Below are 21398 nucleotides of genomic sequence, written 5' to 3'. Positions count from 1 at the left end.
TGCCCATCTAGAAAAGTTTACTTACTAAGCAATTAAAACCTGGTAGCAAAGGACTTGTCAGTTCATCTTGACTAAATAAAGTAGCTGCTAACTTTAATGCAGCCTGTTCGCGTCGATAAACCTCAACTTTCTTCTGTACAGAATCGCAAATCCAATATTCCTGAACCCCTTGCACTGAGTACAGCTTTAGCTTTGTTTCCTTATCGCGTTTCTCGTTTTTTTCGCCGGGTGACAAAACCTCTACTACTAACTCTGGTGCGCCCGTAAGGTGTCCAGCTTCATCTAGCAAGTTTTTTAAGCGTTCATGACTTGCCCATACCACATCAGGGATCACATTGTCAAAATCTGAAAAAATAATTCCAGGTGCGATCGCAGCCTTACCTAAACCAGTTTCATCTGACCAATTGTTAAGAACTGTAACAATATTGCCACAACTTGATTGATGATCCCAACTAGGTGATTTAGTCACAAATAGTTCTCCATCAATAATCTCATAGCGATTTCTGCGATCGCCAGCAAATAGCTCTAGGTCAGCAGTCGTCCAACGCACTGGAGTTGTTTGCATAGAAACCCCCTAGCCTTTTCTTAAATCATACTTTTAAAAATACCGACGACGGGCGGAATGTCGCAAATAGCGATAAATGCCCCACGCTAAAACTCCAAAAAAGAGATTTAGTAAAAAGCGACTAAATATAAACGACAAAATATCAGTGTCAAAAAGCTTTGACGGACTCAAAGGACTAACAGTCCTGATTAAAAGAAACAGCCCAAAAATAGCATTTCCACCTAGCACGAGGGCAAACAACACTAAACTCCTCTGCCAGTAACGGCGCTGGGGTGTACGTTCCCGAATCAGGGTAATTACAGGTTTACCTTGCACTTTTCGTAGTAATTGTTCCAGTCGCCAAAACATCCACAACAAAAACGGGAATAAACCATAACTCAGGAAACGTAGGGGTAATGAGTAACCCCAAGCACTAGATAGGATATTAACTAGAGCATGACAGATTACAGAATTTAGCCAAGCCCTAAAAATAAACTTATTGTCTCGATTTAAGCGATTTTTAGAGGAAATATAGATTCCTAAAGCATATCCCCAAGGCGCAGAGAACATAGCATGGACTGGCGTGCCGATAGTACGTTCAAAAATTGATGCTGTACCGTGGAAAAGGTAAATCCAGTTCTCTTCGGCAGTAAATCCAAGGGAAATGGCGATCGTGAACAGGAAAACCGTAGAGTGAAGTAATCGATACTTGTGTTGTAGATAGTAGGTTGGGACAACAACCGCAGCTAACTTGCAGCCTTCTTCGATTGGGCCTATTTCCACAAGTTGCCGCAAGGCTATACCGGGAAGCGATCGCTTAATTTGATGCCAGTGTACAAAAGAGTTCGCTACAATTTCAAAATCCGATTCGAGTCTAAGGGCTAAAAAACCAGATATTGCCCCAATGATAAAGAACATCAGTAACTTTAACAGAGGTGGGGCAAACGGCATCCGACAGTAGTAGTAGCCTAGCAGCAGCAAGGGTGGTATTGCTGCCCACAACACTAGAGATAAATCAACCACTCACCTGAGCAATCACTGTACGGTGACGGTGGGTATTGTTGGTAATAGTGGGAGTTTGGAAACCCGCCTCAACAATAGCCTGCTCAATGTTCAAAGCAAAATATTCATCTAAATACGGTTCAGTACTTTTGAGCAAAGTCAAAATGTAGGCTGGCATTTTCTTGTAAACTTCAGATTTAGGATTCATATCCATGATTGCCAAATAGCCACCCGGACGCAACACACGCCGTATTTCAGCTAAAATTTGTCGGGTTGCTGATTGGGGTAATTCGTGGCACATCAGGAAAATGGAAACTAAATCAAAAGAGGCATCAGGTAATCCGGTAGATTCCGCTTGGGCATGAAGCCAATTAATTTTAGCTTGACGTTGCCCAGCACGGTAATTGGCAACAGCTAAAAAGTAGGGAGATAAGTCTAGGCCTGTAATTTTGGCATGGGGATAAACTGCTTGTAGGGCAAAACTACTCAAGCCAACACTACATCCTACATCTAAGATGTCTTGCTGCTCATTGGGGATTTGACTTTTCAGGATATTGTGGTAACTTTGGCGGAGCATAGCATCGCCTTGCGCTTCTTCAGCACTCTGCCAAATCTTAGCGTGGACAGCGTAAGCAGCAGGTTCTACCTCAAAAGCAGCTTGCCAACTGAGATTTCCGGTTTCGTAGGCATGGAATGAGGTGATGTAGTAATCGGGGTAGGAAAGCTGAGGATTTTGTACTTGAGCTAGATCGGTCTTCCAATCAAGCGCTTGTAGTGTTTCGACTTCTTGCGTCCAAGGCACACCAATTCTCTGGGCACGTTTAATCATCATTTGTCTAGCTTGATGCTTGGCTAGGTTAGCTAAAGGCTGGATTGCCAGTATGCCATTTACCAAACGGGAAGCTAAACCAGGATTAGTGTTTACAGTAGCGGTCATAAATAAGTTTGCATTTAACAGCCTTTTCTACTTATGACATAGTTGCTAGAGTCCAGTCTAGATGCAAATTGAAAAACATTCTGGGGAATAGGGTACAGGTTACAGAGTACAGATTATTCCCTATCATCTGTCGCTTCTCCCCTAATTCCAATGCCCCATACCCTACTTTGCAGTAGGCTTAAGAGCTAACAACATCTCTAATTCACTGGTGGATTTATCGGGGCTAATAGCGGTAAAACCAATACCACGAATGGAATTCAAAATGGTGATGGTATCGGCGTTAGACGATACAAAACTATTGATCAGGGGCACAGTTTTAGTTTTATCCATATCTAGGTAGAAATAGCCACCGTTGGGCTTTTGCAAAGAACCAGTAACGGCTTTGAAGGCGTCGCTAGTGTCGAGAGATGGATTCTTGCGATCGCTAACTGTGTCAGCAATCGGGCCACCAAGAGCTACAAATACAGTATCTTGATCCAGCCAACCATGTGCCAATAAAGCTCCTTGCCGGGGAATTTGCCATTCAGTTACGTCTTTACCACCGATATTTCTGTTGGCGATGTTGATTTGTTGGGTTTTGGCAAGGGTATCCAATTTTGTCAAGGTGGCTTCGGCAGTTTTGCGATCGCTAGTATCAAATACTAAAGCACCTCCAAAACCAACATTCGCTAACACTCCTTGATTTGATGGAATCGCACCAAAGGCGAATTCCCCATTCATCCAGCCAAAAATATCCTTATCTAGGTCTAGATTGACAAATTTCAGTTGTCCTCGCGCTTGTTCTAGAGCTTGTTTCATTTCTGGATAATCTTTTGACTGTTCTACTAGCACTTCCCAACCACGGCTGATGCCATTTCCGCTAATCAGAGCAAAGGTATCAGCAGGAAATTGCCCGACTATATTCCCAGGACTTGATTGATACTGAAATTTATTTAATTGTGGATCTAAATTAGCGATCGCTTTTACCCGCACTCCCGCATCATCAACACCAACACCCGCTACCACAGATTTTATCTGCTTCAGTTGTGTCAGGGTTTGTGGGGGTAACTGCTTTGCCTGCGGATTTCCAGCGGTTAATTGCTGTATCATCCCAGCATAGTCTGGTACATAAATTTGGGCGAGGCTGTTTTTAACATCCACTCCTTTAAGAATGCTGCTAGCACCTTCTTTATTGGCAAAAGAAGACTGTCCCTTAAACGTATCAATTGCTTTTTCTACAGCTTGCTTTTCGGGGGCTAATACCAACTGACTATCATTTAAAACTACGCTATACGTCGGCTTGCCATTTTGTGTAGTTTCGACAATTTTTTGACCTTGATAGTCAGATTCCTGTAATTTCACTCCCTTTTGTGACTTCAATTTGTTAGCAAAATTCAAGGCGCTGAGTTTATCCTTGATTCCCACCACTATCAGGATATTTGATTCCTGCTGTAAATTTGTTGGTACATTCGGTGTTCCAGAGGGCACTTTTAACTGTGCTGGTTTTAGAGGATTTGGTGGCAATACAGCAATCATCACACCACCAGCCCAAGGCTTTATGTCTTTTTCATAAGAAACGTTACTGTCACTGAACATTTGCTGATTGAAATCTTCCAGACCTTTTGCCACTAACTTTTGTGCTTCTGGAGTGCCAAACTGCTGTAATTTTGTCCAGGCTTCAGAGTCAGTAGTAATATAAGTTGCCATCAGTGCTGTTGAAGGTACTACTTTAGCACTGCCTAGAGCGTCTGAACTACCTCCTGATGGGCCTTTAAAGTACGTATAAGCCGCTATACTTCCGGCGACAACGACAGCAGCACCAACAGCAGGAATGAGAAATTTTGATTTACTTTCAGGCATTTTGTTATCCTCTTTTGCTCAGATTGTCACCGAGATTTATACAAGTGTCACTATAGAGTTTTCGGATTTATAATAATTTCCGCTAATCCATCGCTAGACTAACCCATGACAAAAGGATTTAGCAGCACGCTCATTGACAAGCTGCACATCTACCTCCTGCTTGCTGAAAATTGTCGCTTTTGACATGCATCATTAATCGGAGCTTAATCAGAAAAATTCTCAGTTAAATGTCATATCTCAATCAGCAAACATCCAACTTAAAAGTGATTTTTCGCTACAAATGGTGTTTTTGCAAATGAAATGGATAGCAATCCTATCTGATTTGTAAAAATTGCAAGGCTAAGATTCCTGACTTCTCTAATAAGTTGGGAATCTCATTGTTTAGGAATGATTTAGGATTGCTATAGCACTTGGATCTCGCAATCCATTTATACAGCAAACAAGCTAGCGATCGCCGATTTTTTAAAGGAGTTAAGAGGATTTGGGAAGTGCAACATCAATCTACAAGCGTAACCTGCGATCAACTTTTACGGTCACTCGCCAGTATGGGAGTTTTTACGGAGACAGAAATCGGTTATTGTACTCTCACACAACTGGTATCCTGCATTTAGTTTCAACTCCAGTTGGTATTTACTGATAAAATTAGTAATCTTACAAATTAGCGGTCTAAAATTACTCTCAAAAATACTTCAACCAGATGAGGAGCGAATTTGCAAATGATATGTTGTTCATCTTAAACAAAAGAACGTGTTCAGCAGCAAGCTATCCTAAAGTTATAAAAATAATTAGGAGTATTTGTACTTAATGAGAATCTATCGAGGTGCAAGAGACTCTTGACTCAATGCCAAAAAAGTGCAAAACATCAGAAAAAGTAAATGCGGCAGGGATATGGAAAAACCCAAGGATCGGTAGCCGATCTTCGAAAATTCGGGTGAGATTAACTTTAATCCCCCAATCCCAAAGAGGAGTTTTCACCTCCATAATGCCCTGTTGATTTGGGAAATACATCAAACACCGCTATTTTTCTTAACTACATCCAACCAAGCCAGACTTTTCAGGATTACAAGGTCAGTAAGCATCAATGTCGCAGTCTTATTTTGATACAGATAATAACGGACACAAACCTTTTGAGCTACCGGGGGCAAGACCACACTACAACCCCGATCGCCCCGGACAGGTAGAGCATATTTTCCTCGATCTCAGCTTGGATATTCCTAAGCAAAGCTATCAGGGCAGTTGTAGCATTAGCCTCTTGCCAATCCGTAATAGTATTGATCGTTTGACTTTGGATGCTGTCAACCTAAATATCGAGTCTGTGCAGGTGGACGAAGTGCCACAAAATTTTGACTATGACGGGGAACAGCTTTCCATCGAACTTTCTCAGGCAACCCAGATTGGTCAACGCTTGCTGATTGCGATCGCTTACTCAGTAACAAAACCGCAACGCGGTATTTATTTTATTCAACCAGATAAGCACTACCCAAACAAGCCTACTCAAGTTTGGACTCAAGGCGAAGACGAAGACTCTCGCTTTTGGTTCCCCTGCTTTGACTATCCAGGACAATTGTCTACTTCGGAAATTCGCGTCCGCGTTCCCAACCCTCTCGTGGCGATTTCCAATGGCGAATTAATTGACACCACAGAAGATGGTGATTACAAAATCTACCATTGGTCACAGCAACAAGTTCATCCTACCTATTTAATGACTTTGGCAATAGGTGACTTTGCCGAAATTCAGGATGAGTGGAATGGTAAACCAGTTACCTACTACGTAGAAAAGGGACGGGAGAAAGATGCTAAACGCAGCATGGAAAAAACTCCCCGCATGATCGAATTTTTGAGCCAAAAGTATGGTTATCCATATCCTTTTCCGAAATACGCCCAAGTTTGCGTTGATGACTTCATCTTTGGCGGTATGGAAAACACCTCCACAACACTGTTAACAGACAGATGTTTACTGGATGAACGCGCTGCCTTAGATAACCGCAACACTGAAGCTTTAGTGGTTCACGAACTCGCGCACCAGTGGTTTGGCGATTTGGTGGTGATTAAGCATTGGTCTCATGCTTGGATTAAAGAAGGGATGGCTTCTTACTCTGAGGTGATGTGGACAGAACAGGAATATAGTCTAGAAGAAGCAGCTTACTATCGTTTATTGGAAGCTCGTCGTTACTTAAGTGAAGATAGCAGCCGTTATCGCCGTCCAATGGTAACGCACGTTTACCGAGAAGCTATTGAACTTTATGATCGCCACATCTACGAAAAAGGATCTTGTGTCTATCACATGATTCGCGCCCAATTGGGAGATGAGTTGTTTTGGCAGGCAATTCAAACATTTGTCCAAGATAATGCTCATAAAACCGTAGAAACAGTAGACTTACTTAGGGCGATTGAAAAGGCAACCGGACGTAATCTTTTGTTCCTCTTTGACCAATACGTTTATCGTGGTGGTCATCCCGATTTTAAAGTAGCTTACTCTTGGGATGGAGATGCTAATTTAGCAAAAATTACAGTAACTCAAACCCAAGCTGCTGAAGGTACAAATGGCAGTAAGGATTTGTTTGATTTAAAAATACCTATTGGTTTTGGCTATACCCAGCAGGAAGAAGTCAGGAGTAATGGAAAACTCAGCACTTCATTCTCAGCACTCAAAACTTTCACCGTCCGGGTGAACGAACGCGAACAAAGCTTCTATTTTCCCCTAGAAAATAAGCCCCAATTTATTAGCTTTGATGTTGGAAATAATTACCTAAAAACAGTAGCTTTGGAATATCCAATCGCGGAGTTAAAAGCACAGTTAGAATTCGATCCCGACCCGATTTCGCGTAGTTACGCAGCAGCAGCTTTGATGAAAAAAGGTGGGTTAGAAGCTATCATTGCATTGTCTACATCGCTAAAAAATGACCCATTGTGGGGTGTGCGTGTGGAAGTAGCGAAACAACTAGCCCAAATCAATTTAGATCAAGCCTTTGATGGCTTAATTGCTGGGTTAAAAGATAAAAATGCTTATGTGCGACGAGCTGTAGTGGAAGCACTTACTCAATTCAAAACTGCTGAAAGCTATAAAGCTGTCAGAGGGTTAGTGCAAAAAGGCGATCCCAGCTATTACGTGGAAGCAGCAGCTTCTCGTGTTATCGGGGCAATCTCTGCGAGGGGCTTCGCCTACGCATCGGCAAACTCGGAAGAAAAACCCAAGGAAGACAAAGTATTAAAGCTGCTGAAATCCGTTTTAGAAGACAAGGCAGGTTGGAATGAAGTGGTGCGGAGTGGGGCAGTTGCTGGTTTAGCTGAATTCACAACTTCGGAAGCAGCTTTAAATCTGCTAATCGAATACACCAAACTCGGTGTACCACAACCACTACGTTTAACCACAATTCGCGCTTTAGGAAAGATTTCTGTAGGTCAAAGTCCGGCTAATTTGGAACGGATTTTAGAAAAATTAACAGAATTAGCCAAAGAAACCTTCTTTTTGACTCAAGTAGCCGTAGCCGCAGCATTAGGACAAATGGAAACACCTAAAGCTGTAGGAATTTTGCGATCGCTAGCTGAACAAACAGCCGATGGGCGTGTACGTCGCTATGCTGAAGAAGAAATTTCCAAGGTGCAAAAGAATATTGGTTCAGAAAAAACCCTGCGTCAACTGCGTGAAGATTTCGACCAACTCAAACAACAAAACCAGGAATTGAGAAGCCGTTTAGAAAACTTGGAGGCCAAATCTAAATAGCACTACATGACAATTAAAAGCAGGTAATTGGTAATTGTGGCAAAGCTATTAACAATTACCAAGGTTTTAGTTGATACTGTAATTTTATTGTGGAGACATAAAATATTTTATTTTCCACTTAAATCACAGGTATAAATAAACATAGTACCAAGAGCCCCGACTTTTAAGAGAATTCGGGGATCTTTATATTGTAAGCGGTCACTGAGTTTCAATTTGCATATATAGGTACATATTTATATTTATATAAATTAAAGTTAAGAAAAGATAAAATCATCTAAAAGTTGGATAAGTAGTTGTAGTTTTATAAAGTATAATTAAGAAAAAGATAAATAAATCTAGGCAGTAATATAGGCTAAAATTGCCTCGAACACTATCCCCAAAGGGTAGAGTTCTAGTTGTTTTAGATAAAAGACTACCGCTATCCTGAACTTGCAACTAACTTGTGGGTCAGGAGAAAAACAATCATTGTAAATTTTTCAGTTGAAGAGGCAAAAAAAGGCGTGGGTCAGTATCAACCTGCTCAACTAAAACTCTATAATCCAGATGCGATCGCTCGCTACTATAGTTACCGTCCCTGGCTAGCCTGGGGGCGACTGCTGAGAATTATCTCCTCCTTTGCAGGATTTATATTCAGTCTGAAGTGGGACGAGTGGCAAGATCGAGTTGAGCAGAACAAGGGTAAACGAGCTATCCAGTTGCGAGAGATGCTCACTCGCCTCGGCCCGACTTTTATTAAAGTTGGTCAAGCCCTCTCCACCAGGCCTGACCTGATACGCAAAGATTTCTTAGAAGAACTGATAAAGTTACAAGACCAGTTACCACCTTTCGATAATGCGATCGCTTACCAGATTATCGAAACTGAACTAGACCGTCCGATTAGCGAAAGCTTTAGCGAACTGTCACCTAACCCAGTCGCTGCTGCTAGCTTGGGTCAAGTATACCGGGGTCGTCTGGTCAGCGGCGAAGAAGTGGCAGTAAAGGTGCAACGCCCCAACTTACATCCAGTAATCACACGCGACCTATACCTAATGCGTTGGGCAGCAGGTTGGCTAGCTCCTTGGTTGCCTTTAAATCTCGGTCACGACCTAACTTTAATTGTTGATGAGTTTGGCATAAAATTATTTGAAGAAATTGACTATATTAATGAAGGTCGCAACGCCGAAAAATTTGCTAGCAACTTTCACAACGACCTACAAGTAAAAGTTCCAGGTATTTACTGGCGTTATACTAATACCCACGTTTTAACCCTGGAATGGATTGACGGCTTTAAGCTGACGGATACTCAACGCATCCGTGCAGCGGGTTTAGACCCAGAAGCGATCATCCAAATTGGCGTGACATCAGGATTGCAACAGCTTTTAGAATATGGCTTCTTCCATGCTGACCCTCATCCTGGCAATTTGTTTGCTGTGCCCGATGGTCGTATGGCTTATATTGACTTCGGCATGATGGATCAGTTAGAAGAAAGCACCAAAGAAACACTGGTAGATGCGCTAGTGCATTTGGTGAATAAAGACTATACCGACTTAGCTGAAGACTTTGTAAAATTAGGGTTTCTGACTCCAGATACGAATATTTGCCCGATAGTGCCAGCATTAGAAGCGGTGCTAGGAAACGCTATTGGTAAAAATGTCAAGGATTTTAACTTCAAAACTATTACCGATGAGTTTTCGGAACTGATGTACGAATATCCTTTCCGAGTTCCGGCAAAGTTTGCCTTGATTATTCGTTCCCTAGTTACTCAAGAAGGTATTGCCCTTAGCCTCAACCCGAATTTCAAAATTGTTGAAGTGGGTTATCCCTATATAGCGCGGCGGTTGCTTACAGGGGAATCGCCGGCATTACGGCGACGATTATTGAATGTGTTGTTCAAAGATGGTAAATTTCAGTGGCAGCGGTTAGAAAATTTGATTGCGATCGCTCGTACCGATAACAACTTTGATGTATTGCCCACAGCGCAGATGGGGTTCCAATACTTAATGTCGGAAGAAGGCAAGTTTCTGCGGCGACAGTTGGTGCTTGCTCTCACCGAAGATGACCGCCTGCACACCGAAGATGTGCAACGCTTGTGGAATTTGGTTAAAGATGATTTAAAACCGGATCGTTTATTAAATGTAGCGATCGGGATTTTAACAGAATTATCCAGAGAAGGTGCAGCCGCTATTCTGCCAAAAGCGACATTACTTGGGTCTTTTGCTGAGAACCAGTCAACAAATAAAAAGTAAAAAATTTTTAATAGAAATTAGGAGTTTTCATGTACTATTTTCCTCTGCAACCGCCTTATTTTCTTTTACTTGTTGGCTTTTTGACTGCATTAACATCTGGTTTGGCATTATCTGGCACTTTGAAAGTAATTGTGCAGAACTGGCCAAGCGAACGAGCAGAAAATACTCAGCCACGTTCCTCACTCAAACAATTACTTGTACCATTTATCGGCATAACAGGCGGTACTTGTCTATTTATGTCTTCAGGTTTAGAGATATTTGGCTTTCCCTCATCCTTGGCTTTAGGAGTCGGTCTACCAATTAGTCTGTTTACTTGTTTGCTAGTTTGGTTGCAGCTGGGAAGTATGATGACCTTTATAGAACGCGAAGGTATGCAATCTTTAGATTTAGATTCTTTTTCTTAAGAAAGAGTAGGAAATTAATAATTTAAATTCAAGAGAGTCTGAAACTCTCTTGAATGTCTATTGAGCAATTTTATGCTTGAAATTTCGGTATTTCAGCTTAATATTGTTTATTTTTTGTTGAATAAAGCTACTAGTGGACTTTTGCAGAAGTGTTAGCTTGCTTGGGCGCTTAAAGCTTTGAGGACGTTTTTCAGGTGATTTTAAATAACGATAATATAAGAAAACATCGCGGTAAGCAATATCAACATCTTCACCCCCACAAAGCCTCGTAAAAGCTGAGGAAGATACACTCATATAGTGTAAATATGTCAATTTCTGCCCTTGGTCGTAAAGAATATTATCTACAACATCAAATTTAGAAGTCCAATGGCAACCAGTAGCTTTACCGTGATAGGCGTAATTGTAGTAAGAAATTCCACTACGTAAAACTAAATAGTTGAGAACTGTTTGATCGGAATCTGCCCATGCGAGTGCATCAGCTTCACCTGCTTCTAACTTTGCTAGTAAATTTGCTAAATTAGCATCGTTAAAAACACCTTTTTTAGAAGCAAACCAACCAGAACAGAAAATTTGATTCCTAATATCTTCTATAGAAAAAATCTCTGCTAGCTTATCTTCTGTCCAGTTGAAAATATAATTCAAATCGGATTTATATTGAAAGTCATTCGTAATCCAATCATATTCATCCAACTTTTGATAAACATCATCGAGTGATTTCATCAATAAGGTATCTCCATCAAAGAAGATAAACTTGTCAAATGGTCCATCTAGACAGCAAAGTTTTCGATGTCTTTCTATGCGAAAATTCTCTGGCAAACCATATTCTCGCCATAGCTTTAACGCCCTTGGGTGAGCTTTCCAGATACGAGAGCCAAATTCTTCCCAGTAGGCTATGGAATCAGAATTTTCAAATAAAGTAACATTATCTCTAGATGCAATTTCTGCTTTTACTTTCTCTAGCTGGTCATTATATGGAATTACACAAACAGGAATTTTTCTACCAGCATTAGCTTCTATGCTGTTGAGCAAAGCAACTAGTTGATCGTAGACAACATCATTCGCTAAGGTGTAAATACCATCTATCATTGGGATACTCCTAATATTAAGTACGGGCAGAAACAAAGGGAAATAAACGGCGAGTCAGTTTAGGAATGAAGGCAAATTTACCCTCATGAAGATAGCGATAGTGTTCCCACAATTGCCAATAGGGACTACCAGTTTTCATCCGCGTACCAGCCCAGTGGAGATATTTTAGTCGTTGTCCTCGGTCATATAGGGCGTAATCTTGCTGTTGAAAATTTTGCGAACCTGCCCAACTACCAGGCCCTCCCCCAGGAATTTTAACGAGATTTCCACGTTTAGAAATTAGTTTGAGAACAAGATAATTTAAAATTGGTTGGTCTGTAACTCCTTCAGAAAAATCGAAATATTCGCGATTTGCTGCACACTCGCGTAAAGCCTCATCCATTTGTTGTTCAGTAATAATTCCTTTTCTCGAAGCCCAAAAACCACTGTTGAAAACATCTTGAAGTTGGGCATCGGAAAAAATTTGCTGCTCTTTCACAAATGGGGAAAAAATATTTCGCAGCTTGTCATTAGCATGATGGTAATCACAGCAGAAGAAATCGACTTCTGACAGTTTGTCTAAATTGTCGGCAATTTTTTCAAAAACGACAATATCCGTATCAATATAAATAAATTCATCTAAAGGCCCAAACCACGCCACCAGTTTTCGCATTTTGTTGGGTAAGGCGAGGAAATCTCGGTCAAAAATTTCTCCGATGCGTTTGGTAAAGGTATCAATAAGTTCTAAATCTGGGAAAATTTGGACGTTATGTAAGGTAGCAAGCTGTTCTGCTACCTTATAGTAATTGTCATTAAAAGGTATGAGATAAACGGTAACTTCTGGATCGTAGTAACGAATGCTATTGAGGAGAGCAATAGCATTATCGATAACGCGGTCATTGGCAACTATATAAATGCCCCGGCTCATAAATTATCCTTGGTTAATTAACTTAAATTTTCGCAAAGCTCTTGTAAGTAAATTTGGTACTGGAGCGTCATTATAATTCTTAGGAGGATTGTTAAATACTGGACGCTTTTCTGGTTCGTGTAAGTAACGATAATAGAGAAATAAATCTCGATAGGGAAACTGAATATTTTCTCCCGCACAGACTGCTTGATTAATATTAGGAGGAATCCCAATATAATGGAGATAAGTTAGTTGATTACCGCGATCATAAAGAATATTTTCTCGTTCCTCGAAGTGTTTAGAGCTAGCAGAACATCCTGTTTTTTCATTATCTGGTAGTTGGCAAGCAAAGTTATAAATAGAAAGATTAGACCTCATTACCATGTAGTTGATTAATGGTTGTTCGCCAGCACCACCATACAAAATTTCTGACTCCCCATTTTGTAAATGTGATATTAGCCAATCTCTTTTTTTCGAGTCAAATAGTCCTTGTTTTGCGCCATAAAAGCCTGAGCAAAATATTTCAGAATCAATGCGTTTTTGCTCAAAAACTTTTAGTAATTTGGGAGAATCAATATTATATATTTTACTAACGTCTTTAAATTGGAAATCGTAGACCACAAAATCATAACTATCTAGCTTTTCAAACACTCCTGCAAGTGATTTCATCACCAAGGTGTCTGCATCTAAATAGATAAACTTCTCGAATGGCCCATCAAAAGCGCAAAAACGACGGTGAGCACCATAAAGACGGGATTTACTCCGATTCAATCGTTCTGGGGCTGCTGCAAGCATAAATTGATCCCAGCGGTTGATTGATTCTTGGTCATCGTAAAGAAATACATTCGGACGTTTAGCTATTTCGTCAACAATTCGTTGTGTGCGATCGTCGAAAGGATAGATACAAACAGGAGTTTCTGGGCCTAAGATAACATCAATACTGTTGAGTAAAGCCACCAGTTGATCGAAAACATAATCATTGCCAAGGGTACAAATACCATTCATAATTTATGAGTGTTGATCGACAAAGTTTGATAACCAGTTAAGCAGGTTTAATTTGTGTAAAATGATTTGACGTGCTTCTGCGATCGCATCTTTGGCAGCATACCAAGCATCAGGTGTAGCTGTCACTTCTTGGATGTAGGCAATGCCTTTTTCATCTAAACTAGGCAAGCGCAAAAAACTACCCGGTGGCAATAATTTATCAGCAGCCGGGCCACCATAGTAAATTGGTAAACACCAAGCAAGTAAACTATCCCAAAGTTTCTCACTCACATACCAATTATTATCAGCATAGTTTTCAATTGCCAGATTGTAATAGTATGGTGCCATGCCATACCATTTATTAGTTAGTTCTCCCGAACTGTTCGCCCATTCTGGTAAGTTACGCCCATACAAATCAAATTTCATGCCACTAGATTGCAAAGATTGTAAAAAATCTAAACGCTGGCGATGATTGACTGTGCGGCTAATTCCCGAAGTAATCCAACTACATGAAGCAACTTTTGGAGGCGGTGGCATTTCATTTAAATCTTGGAATGAATTTGAATGATACCAAATAGCAGGCATATAGTCAGGAATGGGAGCAAAATCATCGGGGCCAGAAACGTAGCCGCAATACTTCTGGGCTTCTTGATAATTATAATTAGTTATTTTTACAACCTCATCTAAAGGCGGTTCTCTGAGCAAATAAATAATCCGCTCTTTGTTAACACCACGCAATAGAGATTCAACATTTACTACTGGTTTTTGCTGCTGTTTGCGAAAACTATCTAACCAAGATTTTTGCGGCAATGCTTGAGGAAAATCAAATTGATAGAGCAACAGAAAGTCTGGTTTTTCCGCCATTTTCAACATTTGGATTTTATTCCAAACACCAAAGTAGTGCGGAGTTTGTTGCCATAACCAATCTTTGTTTTTAGCAAGGCCTGAATAGCTGCTAATCATCCCAACAGTTTTAATAGTCATAAATCGTATTTATTCAGTTATTTTTCAATTAATTTTTGTACCGTTACCCTAAAATTGATGGACGTAGATTTTCTTCTACGTAGCTTAATATTTTAGTAATTCTATTCTCCCAAGAAGATTGCTGGGAAAAATCTATACTAGCTGCATAACCTTCTATTTTTCTGGGATAAGTTTCTAACGTATGTTGAATAGATTGGGCAAGTTTATGCGGGTTATCTGGTGTACACCAACTGGCAATCAAAGGTAATGTTTTGAATTCCATTAAAGGTGGAATCTCAGTTGCAACGATAGGAGTGCCAGCAGCCATGTACTGAAAAAACTTAACTGGATTCGTGAAATCTGCTGATTTTCCAGCGCAGTCAGGATGAGCCAAAATATCAGCTGCTTGAAACAAGCTGACTAATCGCTCCCGTGGAAGTATCCAGCCTAAAAATTTAACGTTTTCTACATTTTTATCTTTGATTATTTGTAAGTTAGCTGCTGCGTTAGCACAAAGAACATCATGAATTTCGTGTGCTGTGTCCGGCTTGAATGATAGCTCTCCGGTATAAAAAATATATTGATTTTTCTTTGAAGAATTTATCATTTTTTTGGGGATAATAGGTTTTTTAAAATTGTAGTATGAGTACTTTTGTTCCTGAGATTAACTAAAATTAAACTTGATTTTCAAAAATTTTTAATATATCTAATAGGTAAATAGCAGATTGATAAGATTCTGCTATTAATAGATTTTGTTTTTGGGGTTCAGATTCTAATTTATCGGCTAGTAAGCGCAGAGAGCTAATTAGAGGATAGAGACGCGTGCGAAACTCATCCGAAATATGGCTAAAGTTTTGATACTGATTATTTTTATCTTGATTTTGGTTTATATCTGACGAGAACTGCCAGTTAATTTTCAGGTTAACCACATCGCTGAAGAGATCGATGGCGTTGAGAACTCTTAAGGCTGAGTTATATGATTGGTCAATTAATTCCTGGCGCTCTTGAGAATTGTCTACTAGATCGTCAACTAATAGTCCGAGGAAACCAATCATTGAGTTAAGCCTTGTACGCAGCTCGTGAGAAATACGGTCAAAGCTGGGATTAGTTTTGGTGGAAATTTCAGTCTGAGCGGCAAATTGCATTGAGTAGAGGCGTGAGTAGTAACCACCTTTTTGTAAAAGTGTTTCATGGGTTCCTACTTCTACCACCTGTCCTTGATCTAATACGGCAATTTGATCGGCTTTTTGGACTGTGGAAAGGCGGTGAGCAATTACCAGGGTTGTGCGATCGCGACTTAAGTCGTCGAGTGCAGCTTGTACTAAACGTTCGGAAACGGTATCTAAAGCGCTGGTGGCTTCATCTAAAATCAAAATTTCTGGATTTTGCAGGAGGGCGCGAGCGATCGCTAATCTTTGCCTTTGTCCACCAGACAACATGACGCCGCGATCGCCAATTTGGCTGTCGAATCCTTGAGATAATTTATCAATAAATTCATAAGCATTTGCTCGTTTGGCTGCTGAGATAATTTCATCTTCAGTAGCTTCAGGTCTTCCATAAGCAATGTTATTTCGCACCGAGTCATTAAAGAGAAATGTATCTTGACTGACAATTCCCATGTTGGTTCTGAGAGATTTGATATCAAAATCACGCAGGTCTGTGCCATCGATAGAGATACTACCAGATGTCGGATCGTAAAATCTGGGTAAGAGGTCTGCCAAGGTGGACTTACCAGCACCAGAACCACCTACCAAAGCGAGAGTTGTACCACGGGGTAAAAATAAATTTACATCTTTGAGTACTAACTTTTCATGACTGGGGTAGGCAAAGGAAAGTAAATTAAAGCGTATTCCTTCTTTTAAGTTTGTGTAGATCGCATTACCGTTTTTCATAAACGGCTTGCGATCGCGACTTAAAAACTCACTCACTATTTCTACGCTAGTAGCACTATTGGCAAAGCTACTACGAAGACTATTTAACTGAGATACCAAAGGCAGCAGTCGCAGTAATACTAATAAATATGTCAGTAGTACCGTTGAAATGAAAGAAATCTGGTTGGCAAAGAAAGTTTTACTTAAGAATACAATCATAAGTAAGGCTATAACTCCCATCACCTCACTTATCGGCCCGATCGCTTGTGAGTTTACCTGAGATTCAAAATCTGCTTTTTCGCGATCGCGGATTAATTTGGTAATTTTTTGATATTCTCTGTCTTCATTGGCAGTTGACTTTACCAAACGAATTCCATTCAATGTTTCTAAAACACTGATGGAATAAGATGTAGACATTTCTGATAGTTGTTGACCAAATTTTTTCGCTCTACTAATTGTGTATTGATTGATTAATGTTATAAAACCCAATAGAATTGTTGCTGCGATTGTTAGCTGCCAAGAAATTGCTAATAATAAACCAACGAAAACTAAAATTGTAATTATTAAAATAATTAAATTTATTATACTACCGATAGCACTAGAAGTGCGGGCAGTTTCCGAACCAAGGCGATTAATAATATCGCCTACTTTCGTTTTTGAATAATAATCTATATCAATATCTAGCAATAACTCTAAGCTAGCTTCGCGAATATCCGCATTTAATTTGCGAGTGAAAACACTCGATGTTAAAATACTAAAATAACTAGATAAGTTTTTTAATAAAATTATAAATATAATTGTTCCAGCCATTCCCAAATTGCGAGAATTTTCGGGAAGATTATCAAATGGAAACATCACAGCTTTGAGAATCGGAGGAAAACCAGTTAAATCTACTGGTTGTCCGACAATTCTCAAAATTACTGGCACAATCAAAGTCACACCGACACCATTAAATAAAGCACCAGAAAATCCCAACAGCATCGTTAGGATGATTAAACCTGGATAGGGTTTGGCAAATCTTAGGATTAGTTGACCTTTAGACATTGGTTTTTATCATCATGATTTACTTAGTATTAACATAATTCATAAATTAATTAATGCTTTAATTAATTGTTTTAGTTACTGAATATCAATTTATTGGTTATAAATGGGCAATTACTGACTCCATAGTAGATGCCATTTTCTCTACACTATATTTTTCTAAACATCTATTTCTCGCTTTTTTACCTACTTCGTTAGCTGTTTCTAAATCTTGAAATATTAATTTAATTTGTTCTACAATTTGTTCTGGAGAAGCTGGATCGACTAAATAACCAACTTCATTTAAAATTTCGGGAATATCTCCTACTCGTGTCGCTAAAACTGGCTTTGCCATTGCCATACCATCCATGAGTTTAATCGGAAATTGCGCCCTTGCCACAGATGTATCTCGTTGAGGAACTACTATAATATGGGCCGCAGCTACGACTTCCGGCATTTGTTCTATTGACGTTTGAGGCAGCATAATAATCCACTGTCCCCAGCGCTCAATTAACTGTTCATCATAGTTATCGTAAGGATTACCACCAACAATCACTAGCCTGAAGTCGGATTCTTGTAACTGGTCAAGTGCTATTAAAACATCCTCTAGACCCTTGTGCGGTCGAGGCGCACCAGGGAACATGAGAACGCGGTATTCAGCTAAACCATATTTTTGGCGACTGATTTGCGGATCGTACTTTTGGGGATCAAACAAGCAAGTATCTTTGCCATTAGGTATATAAATACCACCAAAACGATTCAGCAAGAATTGAGTATCTGCTGTAATAGCGTCGGCACGATCAATCAATGACTCCATCCACTTTAAATAAAGTGGATGATCTGGATTCCTTAAAGCACCTTCTTTTTTTAGAAGTTCTCTAGCTAGCTGTTTCAAATTAGGGCGATACTGCCACTCATCGCCGCCATACCAACTTAATTCCCAATCATCAATATCTAAAATCACTGGTCTATGGCTGCGGATTTTGTTAATTAAAGCGACACCATAGCTTGTAGGTTTTGGTTTAACAGCGCAGATAATATCTCCATCTATCTTATTTAAAATTTGCCTGACAGAACCGAACAATTGTGGATAATCGCAGCCTGGTAGACAGAAAATGGCTAGATCGGATGGTGGCTCTGGATAAATATTTTTTCCAAATAAAAATCCTAATACTTCTACTTCATAATTTAATTTTTTAAAAATTTGACTTAGCAAATATGCTCTGTCAATTCCACCTTTAGAAAAGTTAGGCGTGAGGATTGAAACCTTTAATTTTTTATTTGGTTTATTCATAATAAATTAGGTGTCAGTCCATCAATATACAAAGTTTTTTGAGGAATTTTTAAGATTTCATGGTAAAGTGTCAGCATCTCTGAAGCAACAGTATCCATTGTACGTACTAGCTGGATACCTTGACGTAATTTAGCTAGTAAATCGGCGTCTTTGGCTAAAATGGCGATCGCTTCAGCCCATGCTTGGACATCTTTGGCTGGAACTAACCAACCATCGGTGCCGTGACGGACTAACTCAGCAATTCCTCCTAAATTTGAACCGAGTACGGGAATACCCATAGCTTGTGCTTCTAAAGCAACTATCGGTCCAGTTTCTAACCACTGCGACGGTATTGCTAGGATATCGAAACCTGCTAATGCCTCTGGTACTGCTTCGCGTGAAAGTGGTTCAGCAATCCGAATCCGGCGATCGCGAGCAGCGATCGCCATAACTTTTTCACGATTGGCAGCACCGTATTTTCCCGGATGAGTAGCATGAATAATTAACTCAACAGATACATCATTTGGTAGACTATGTACTGCTTCTACTAAAACTTGTACCCCTTTAGTTTCTTGCCAGCGACCCAAAAAGCCGATTTTTAATGTATTTTGTAGTTTGTTTGGTGTTACTTCGCGTTTGAAAGTATTAGCAACACCTTGCCGACAAACAGTAAGTTTTTCGGGAGGAACGTTGTTTGCAACAAAAGCATTGTATTGCCAATTACTCGTTACAACAATGCGATCGGCTAGTTTTGCAAGTTGCATCAAATTGCGTCTATGTTGAGACACTAGAGTAGGAATGCCAAGAGTTTTACCAAGTAGGTGTAGCTTAAAACTTTTAGAGGTAAGTAATTTTGTTTCTGCTGCTACCCCAACATCTAAGGGAACTCGGCTTAAAGCCTTGAGCATCCAAGGTGCTACTTGCTTTGGTACTCCCAAACATTGACTACAATTAACAGAGTCAATCAGCCCATCGCAAGGTTCTTTATCCCAGCGCATCATCGTACCACGCAGACATATAGGCTCAGGCATGTGGACGGTGACAACAGTAGCCATCCCTAATTGGCGGGCGAGAGCAAGATGATGTAAACCGCAGTCAAATCGCCATGAATGTTGATGGTATACATCGGCTCGATTGTTTTCTAGCCAATTAGCAAAAGTTTTAAAGCCTCCGTGGGGTAGCTGTTTGTGTACCTGTATCTTACTGGGGTTAGGAAAAACAGGATAACGATAAACTGAGATGCCATTGTATTCGTAAGTATCTTCTTCTGTACCTTGTTGAGGAGCAGCAACAATACTTTCGAGTCCACGTACTTGTAAGCCATGCAGTAGTGAATGTAAGTATACTTCAACACCACCTGATGAATCTGGAAAATACCAGCTAGTTGTATGGATTAGCTTCATCTATGAACCTGCAAAGAAAAAATTGGAAAGCTCATTTTTTTTTACCATAATTGATTGTTCTATTTTTCATTATTAACATCTATCTTTTATAAATAACCCGAAGTGAATCTATAAAATTTTGTACTAATTAGTAAGTATGTACAAATAAAAGTTTTTCGATTACTGATTTTGGGTTTTTGAGTAAATAAGACAATTTCGGGCAAAAATAACAGAATAAATCTAACTTAGCTTTTACACTTCCTCCCAGAGAAATTTTACTGATATGCCCAGATCATAATTTATAGTTACTTAACATATTTTTAAGTATTATTACGGATATATACTATCATAGTACTTATGGACTTTCTCACCTTTTCTCATTGAGATATTTAAGATTGCTGATAGATTCCAAAGTATTTACTGGAAAGGGAGATATTAAGTAATGCAAGTAATCAGGCTTGAGGCACTCTCAGATAATTACATATTTTTGCTAGTAGATCGCCAGCAACAAATTGCTGCTGTTGTCGATCCAGCAGAGGCTGAACCAGTACTAAAGCAACTTGCACAGTTAAAAGCTGAGTTGGTAGCGATTTTCAACACACACCACCACAATGACCATGTAGGCGGCAATCTGCAATTAATAGAACACTTCCCCCAACTAACAGTCTACGGTGGCGTCGAAGATCGCGGGCGAATTCCCGGACAGCAGGTGTTTTTGCAACAAGGCGATCGCGTCCAGTTTGCTGGCCGCATAGCTGAAGTTATTTTTGTTCCCGGACATACCCGCGCTCATATCGCTTACTACTTTCCCCCTGAAAAATCTGGTGAGACAGGCGATTTATTTTGCGGCGATACCTTATTTTCTGGCGGTTGCGGTCGCTTGTTTGAAGGAACACCAACTCAAATGGTAGACTCTTTAACCAAATTGCGCTCTTTACCAGATGATACGCGTATCTGGTGTGCCCACGAATACACTTTAGGAAATCTGCAATTTGCCCTAACTGTGGATGGCGACAATGCCGACTTACAAAAACGCTTCAATGAAGTGAAAAACGATCGTAGTCGAGGAGAAGCTACTATCCCCTCGCTGCTGGGAATGGAAAAGCGAACCAATCCCTTTTTACGTTGGGATCAGCCATCATTACAATCAACTGTTAAAGGTAGCAATGGAGTGCAAACTTTTGCGCGGATGCGAGAAATGAAAAATAACTTTTAGTTTTTGGTTATTGGGGGTTGGGGTTTGGGGATTGGACATGGG

At 40.0% G+C, this 21398-nt stretch carries 16 protein-coding genes; 4 read left to right on the top strand and 12 right to left on the bottom strand.

Going from position 1 to position 21398, the window contains the following annotated elements; genetic code table 11:
• Positions 1 to 7 precede the first annotated feature (7 nt).
• The 4 genes from ACFE93_RS25685 to ACFE93_RS25670 all read right to left on the bottom strand — a co-directional run bounded on the left by ACFE93_RS25685 (position 8) and on the right by ACFE93_RS25670 (position 4322).
• Positions 8 to 565, bottom strand: coding sequence for a Uma2 family endonuclease (locus ACFE93_RS25685; RefSeq protein WP_375477473.1), 558 nt, complete (start codon positions 563 to 565; stop codon positions 8 to 10).
• Between the two features lie 33 nt (positions 566 to 598).
• Entirely contained in the window at positions 599 to 1567 is a 969-nt protein-coding gene (locus ACFE93_RS25680) for a PrsW family intramembrane metalloprotease (protein WP_375477471.1), read from the bottom strand.
• On the bottom strand, positions 1560 to 2483 hold the full coding sequence (locus tag ACFE93_RS25675) for a class I SAM-dependent methyltransferase (protein ID WP_375477469.1): 924 nt from the start codon (positions 2481 to 2483) through the stop codon (positions 1560 to 1562). Before ACFE93_RS25675 ends, ACFE93_RS25680 begins: the two co-directional genes overlap by 8 nt.
• A 162-nt stretch (positions 2484 to 2645) precedes the next feature.
• Entirely contained in the window at positions 2646 to 4322 is a 1677-nt protein-coding gene (locus ACFE93_RS25670; protein WP_375477467.1) for a DUF3352 domain-containing protein, read from the bottom strand.
• Positions 4323 to 5403: 1081 nt separating this feature from the next.
• Here ACFE93_RS25670 and ACFE93_RS25665 point away from each other — a divergent pair.
• The 3 genes from ACFE93_RS25665 (at position 5404) to ACFE93_RS25655 (ending at position 10675) form a co-directional block, all read left to right on the top strand.
• The gene (locus ACFE93_RS25665; RefSeq protein WP_375477465.1) at positions 5404 to 8046 is read left to right on the top strand and encodes a M1 family aminopeptidase; all 2643 of its coding nucleotides are present in this window, start codon (positions 5404 to 5406) and stop codon (positions 8044 to 8046) included.
• Between the two features lie 500 nt (positions 8047 to 8546).
• A complete protein-coding gene (locus tag ACFE93_RS25660) occupies positions 8547 to 10271 on the top strand; it encodes an ABC1 kinase family protein (RefSeq protein ID WP_375477463.1) in 1725 nt (574 codons plus the stop codon).
• Between the two features lie 29 nt (positions 10272 to 10300).
• Positions 10301 to 10675: a hypothetical protein gene (locus ACFE93_RS25655; RefSeq protein ID WP_104906063.1), complete on the top strand. Its 375-nt coding sequence runs from the start codon at positions 10301 to 10303 to the stop codon at positions 10673 to 10675.
• Between the two features lie 57 nt (positions 10676 to 10732).
• Here ACFE93_RS25655 and ACFE93_RS25650 read toward each other — a convergent pair whose 3' ends face one another.
• The 8 genes from ACFE93_RS25650 to ACFE93_RS25615 all read right to left on the bottom strand — a co-directional run bounded on the left by ACFE93_RS25650 (position 10733) and on the right by ACFE93_RS25615 (position 20161).
• On the bottom strand, positions 10733 to 11761 hold the full coding sequence (locus ACFE93_RS25650) for an Npun_R2821/Npun_R2822 family protein (protein ID WP_375477461.1): 1029 nt from the start codon (positions 11759 to 11761) through the stop codon (positions 10733 to 10735).
• A 16-nt stretch (positions 11762 to 11777) separates the two neighbouring features.
• Positions 11778 to 12668: an Npun_R2821/Npun_R2822 family protein gene (locus tag ACFE93_RS25645; RefSeq protein WP_375477459.1), complete on the bottom strand. Its 891-nt coding sequence runs from the start codon at positions 12666 to 12668 to the stop codon at positions 11778 to 11780.
• Between the two features lie 3 nt (positions 12669 to 12671).
• On the bottom strand, positions 12672 to 13652 hold the full coding sequence (locus tag ACFE93_RS25640) for an Npun_R2821/Npun_R2822 family protein (protein ID WP_375477457.1): 981 nt from the start codon (positions 13650 to 13652) through the stop codon (positions 12672 to 12674).
• 3 nt (positions 13653 to 13655) lie between these two features.
• Positions 13656 to 14615 carry a glycosyltransferase family 10 domain-containing protein gene (locus tag ACFE93_RS25635; RefSeq protein ID WP_375477455.1) on the bottom strand — a complete coding sequence of 320 codons (960 nt, stop codon included), beginning with the start codon at positions 14613 to 14615 and terminating at the stop codon, positions 13656 to 13658.
• 43 nt (positions 14616 to 14658) lie between these two features.
• Positions 14659 to 15201, bottom strand: a complete 543-nt coding sequence (locus tag ACFE93_RS25630; RefSeq protein ID WP_375477453.1) for a glycosyltransferase — start codon at positions 15199 to 15201, stop codon at positions 14659 to 14661.
• Positions 15202 to 15268: 67 nt separating this feature from the next.
• Positions 15269 to 17509, bottom strand: a complete 2241-nt coding sequence (locus ACFE93_RS25625; RefSeq protein ID WP_375477451.1) for an ATP-binding cassette domain-containing protein — start codon at positions 17507 to 17509, stop codon at positions 15269 to 15271.
• Between the two features lie 97 nt (positions 17510 to 17606).
• On the bottom strand, positions 17607 to 18779 hold the full coding sequence (locus ACFE93_RS25620; protein ID WP_375477449.1) for a glycosyltransferase family 4 protein: 1173 nt from the start codon (positions 18777 to 18779) through the stop codon (positions 17607 to 17609).
• Positions 18776 to 20161 carry a glycosyltransferase gene (locus ACFE93_RS25615; protein WP_375477447.1) on the bottom strand — a complete coding sequence of 462 codons (1386 nt, stop codon included), beginning with the start codon at positions 20159 to 20161 and terminating at the stop codon, positions 18776 to 18778. Before ACFE93_RS25615 ends, ACFE93_RS25620 begins: the two co-directional genes overlap by 4 nt.
• A 421-nt stretch (positions 20162 to 20582) precedes the next feature.
• On the opposite strand from ACFE93_RS25615, the gene gloB reads away from it, so the two are divergent.
• The gene (gene gloB / locus ACFE93_RS25610; RefSeq protein ID WP_375477445.1) at positions 20583 to 21356 is read left to right on the top strand and encodes a hydroxyacylglutathione hydrolase; all 774 of its coding nucleotides are present in this window, start codon (positions 20583 to 20585) and stop codon (positions 21354 to 21356) included.
• Positions 21357 to 21398: the final 42 nt, after the last annotated feature.

This window comes from uncultured Nostoc sp. (assembly GCF_964247315.1).
In the GTDB taxonomy this organism is placed as follows: Bacteria; Cyanobacteriota; Cyanobacteriia; order Cyanobacteriales; family Nostocaceae; genus Nostoc.
This window is presented reverse-complemented; position numbering and strand designations above follow the sequence as displayed.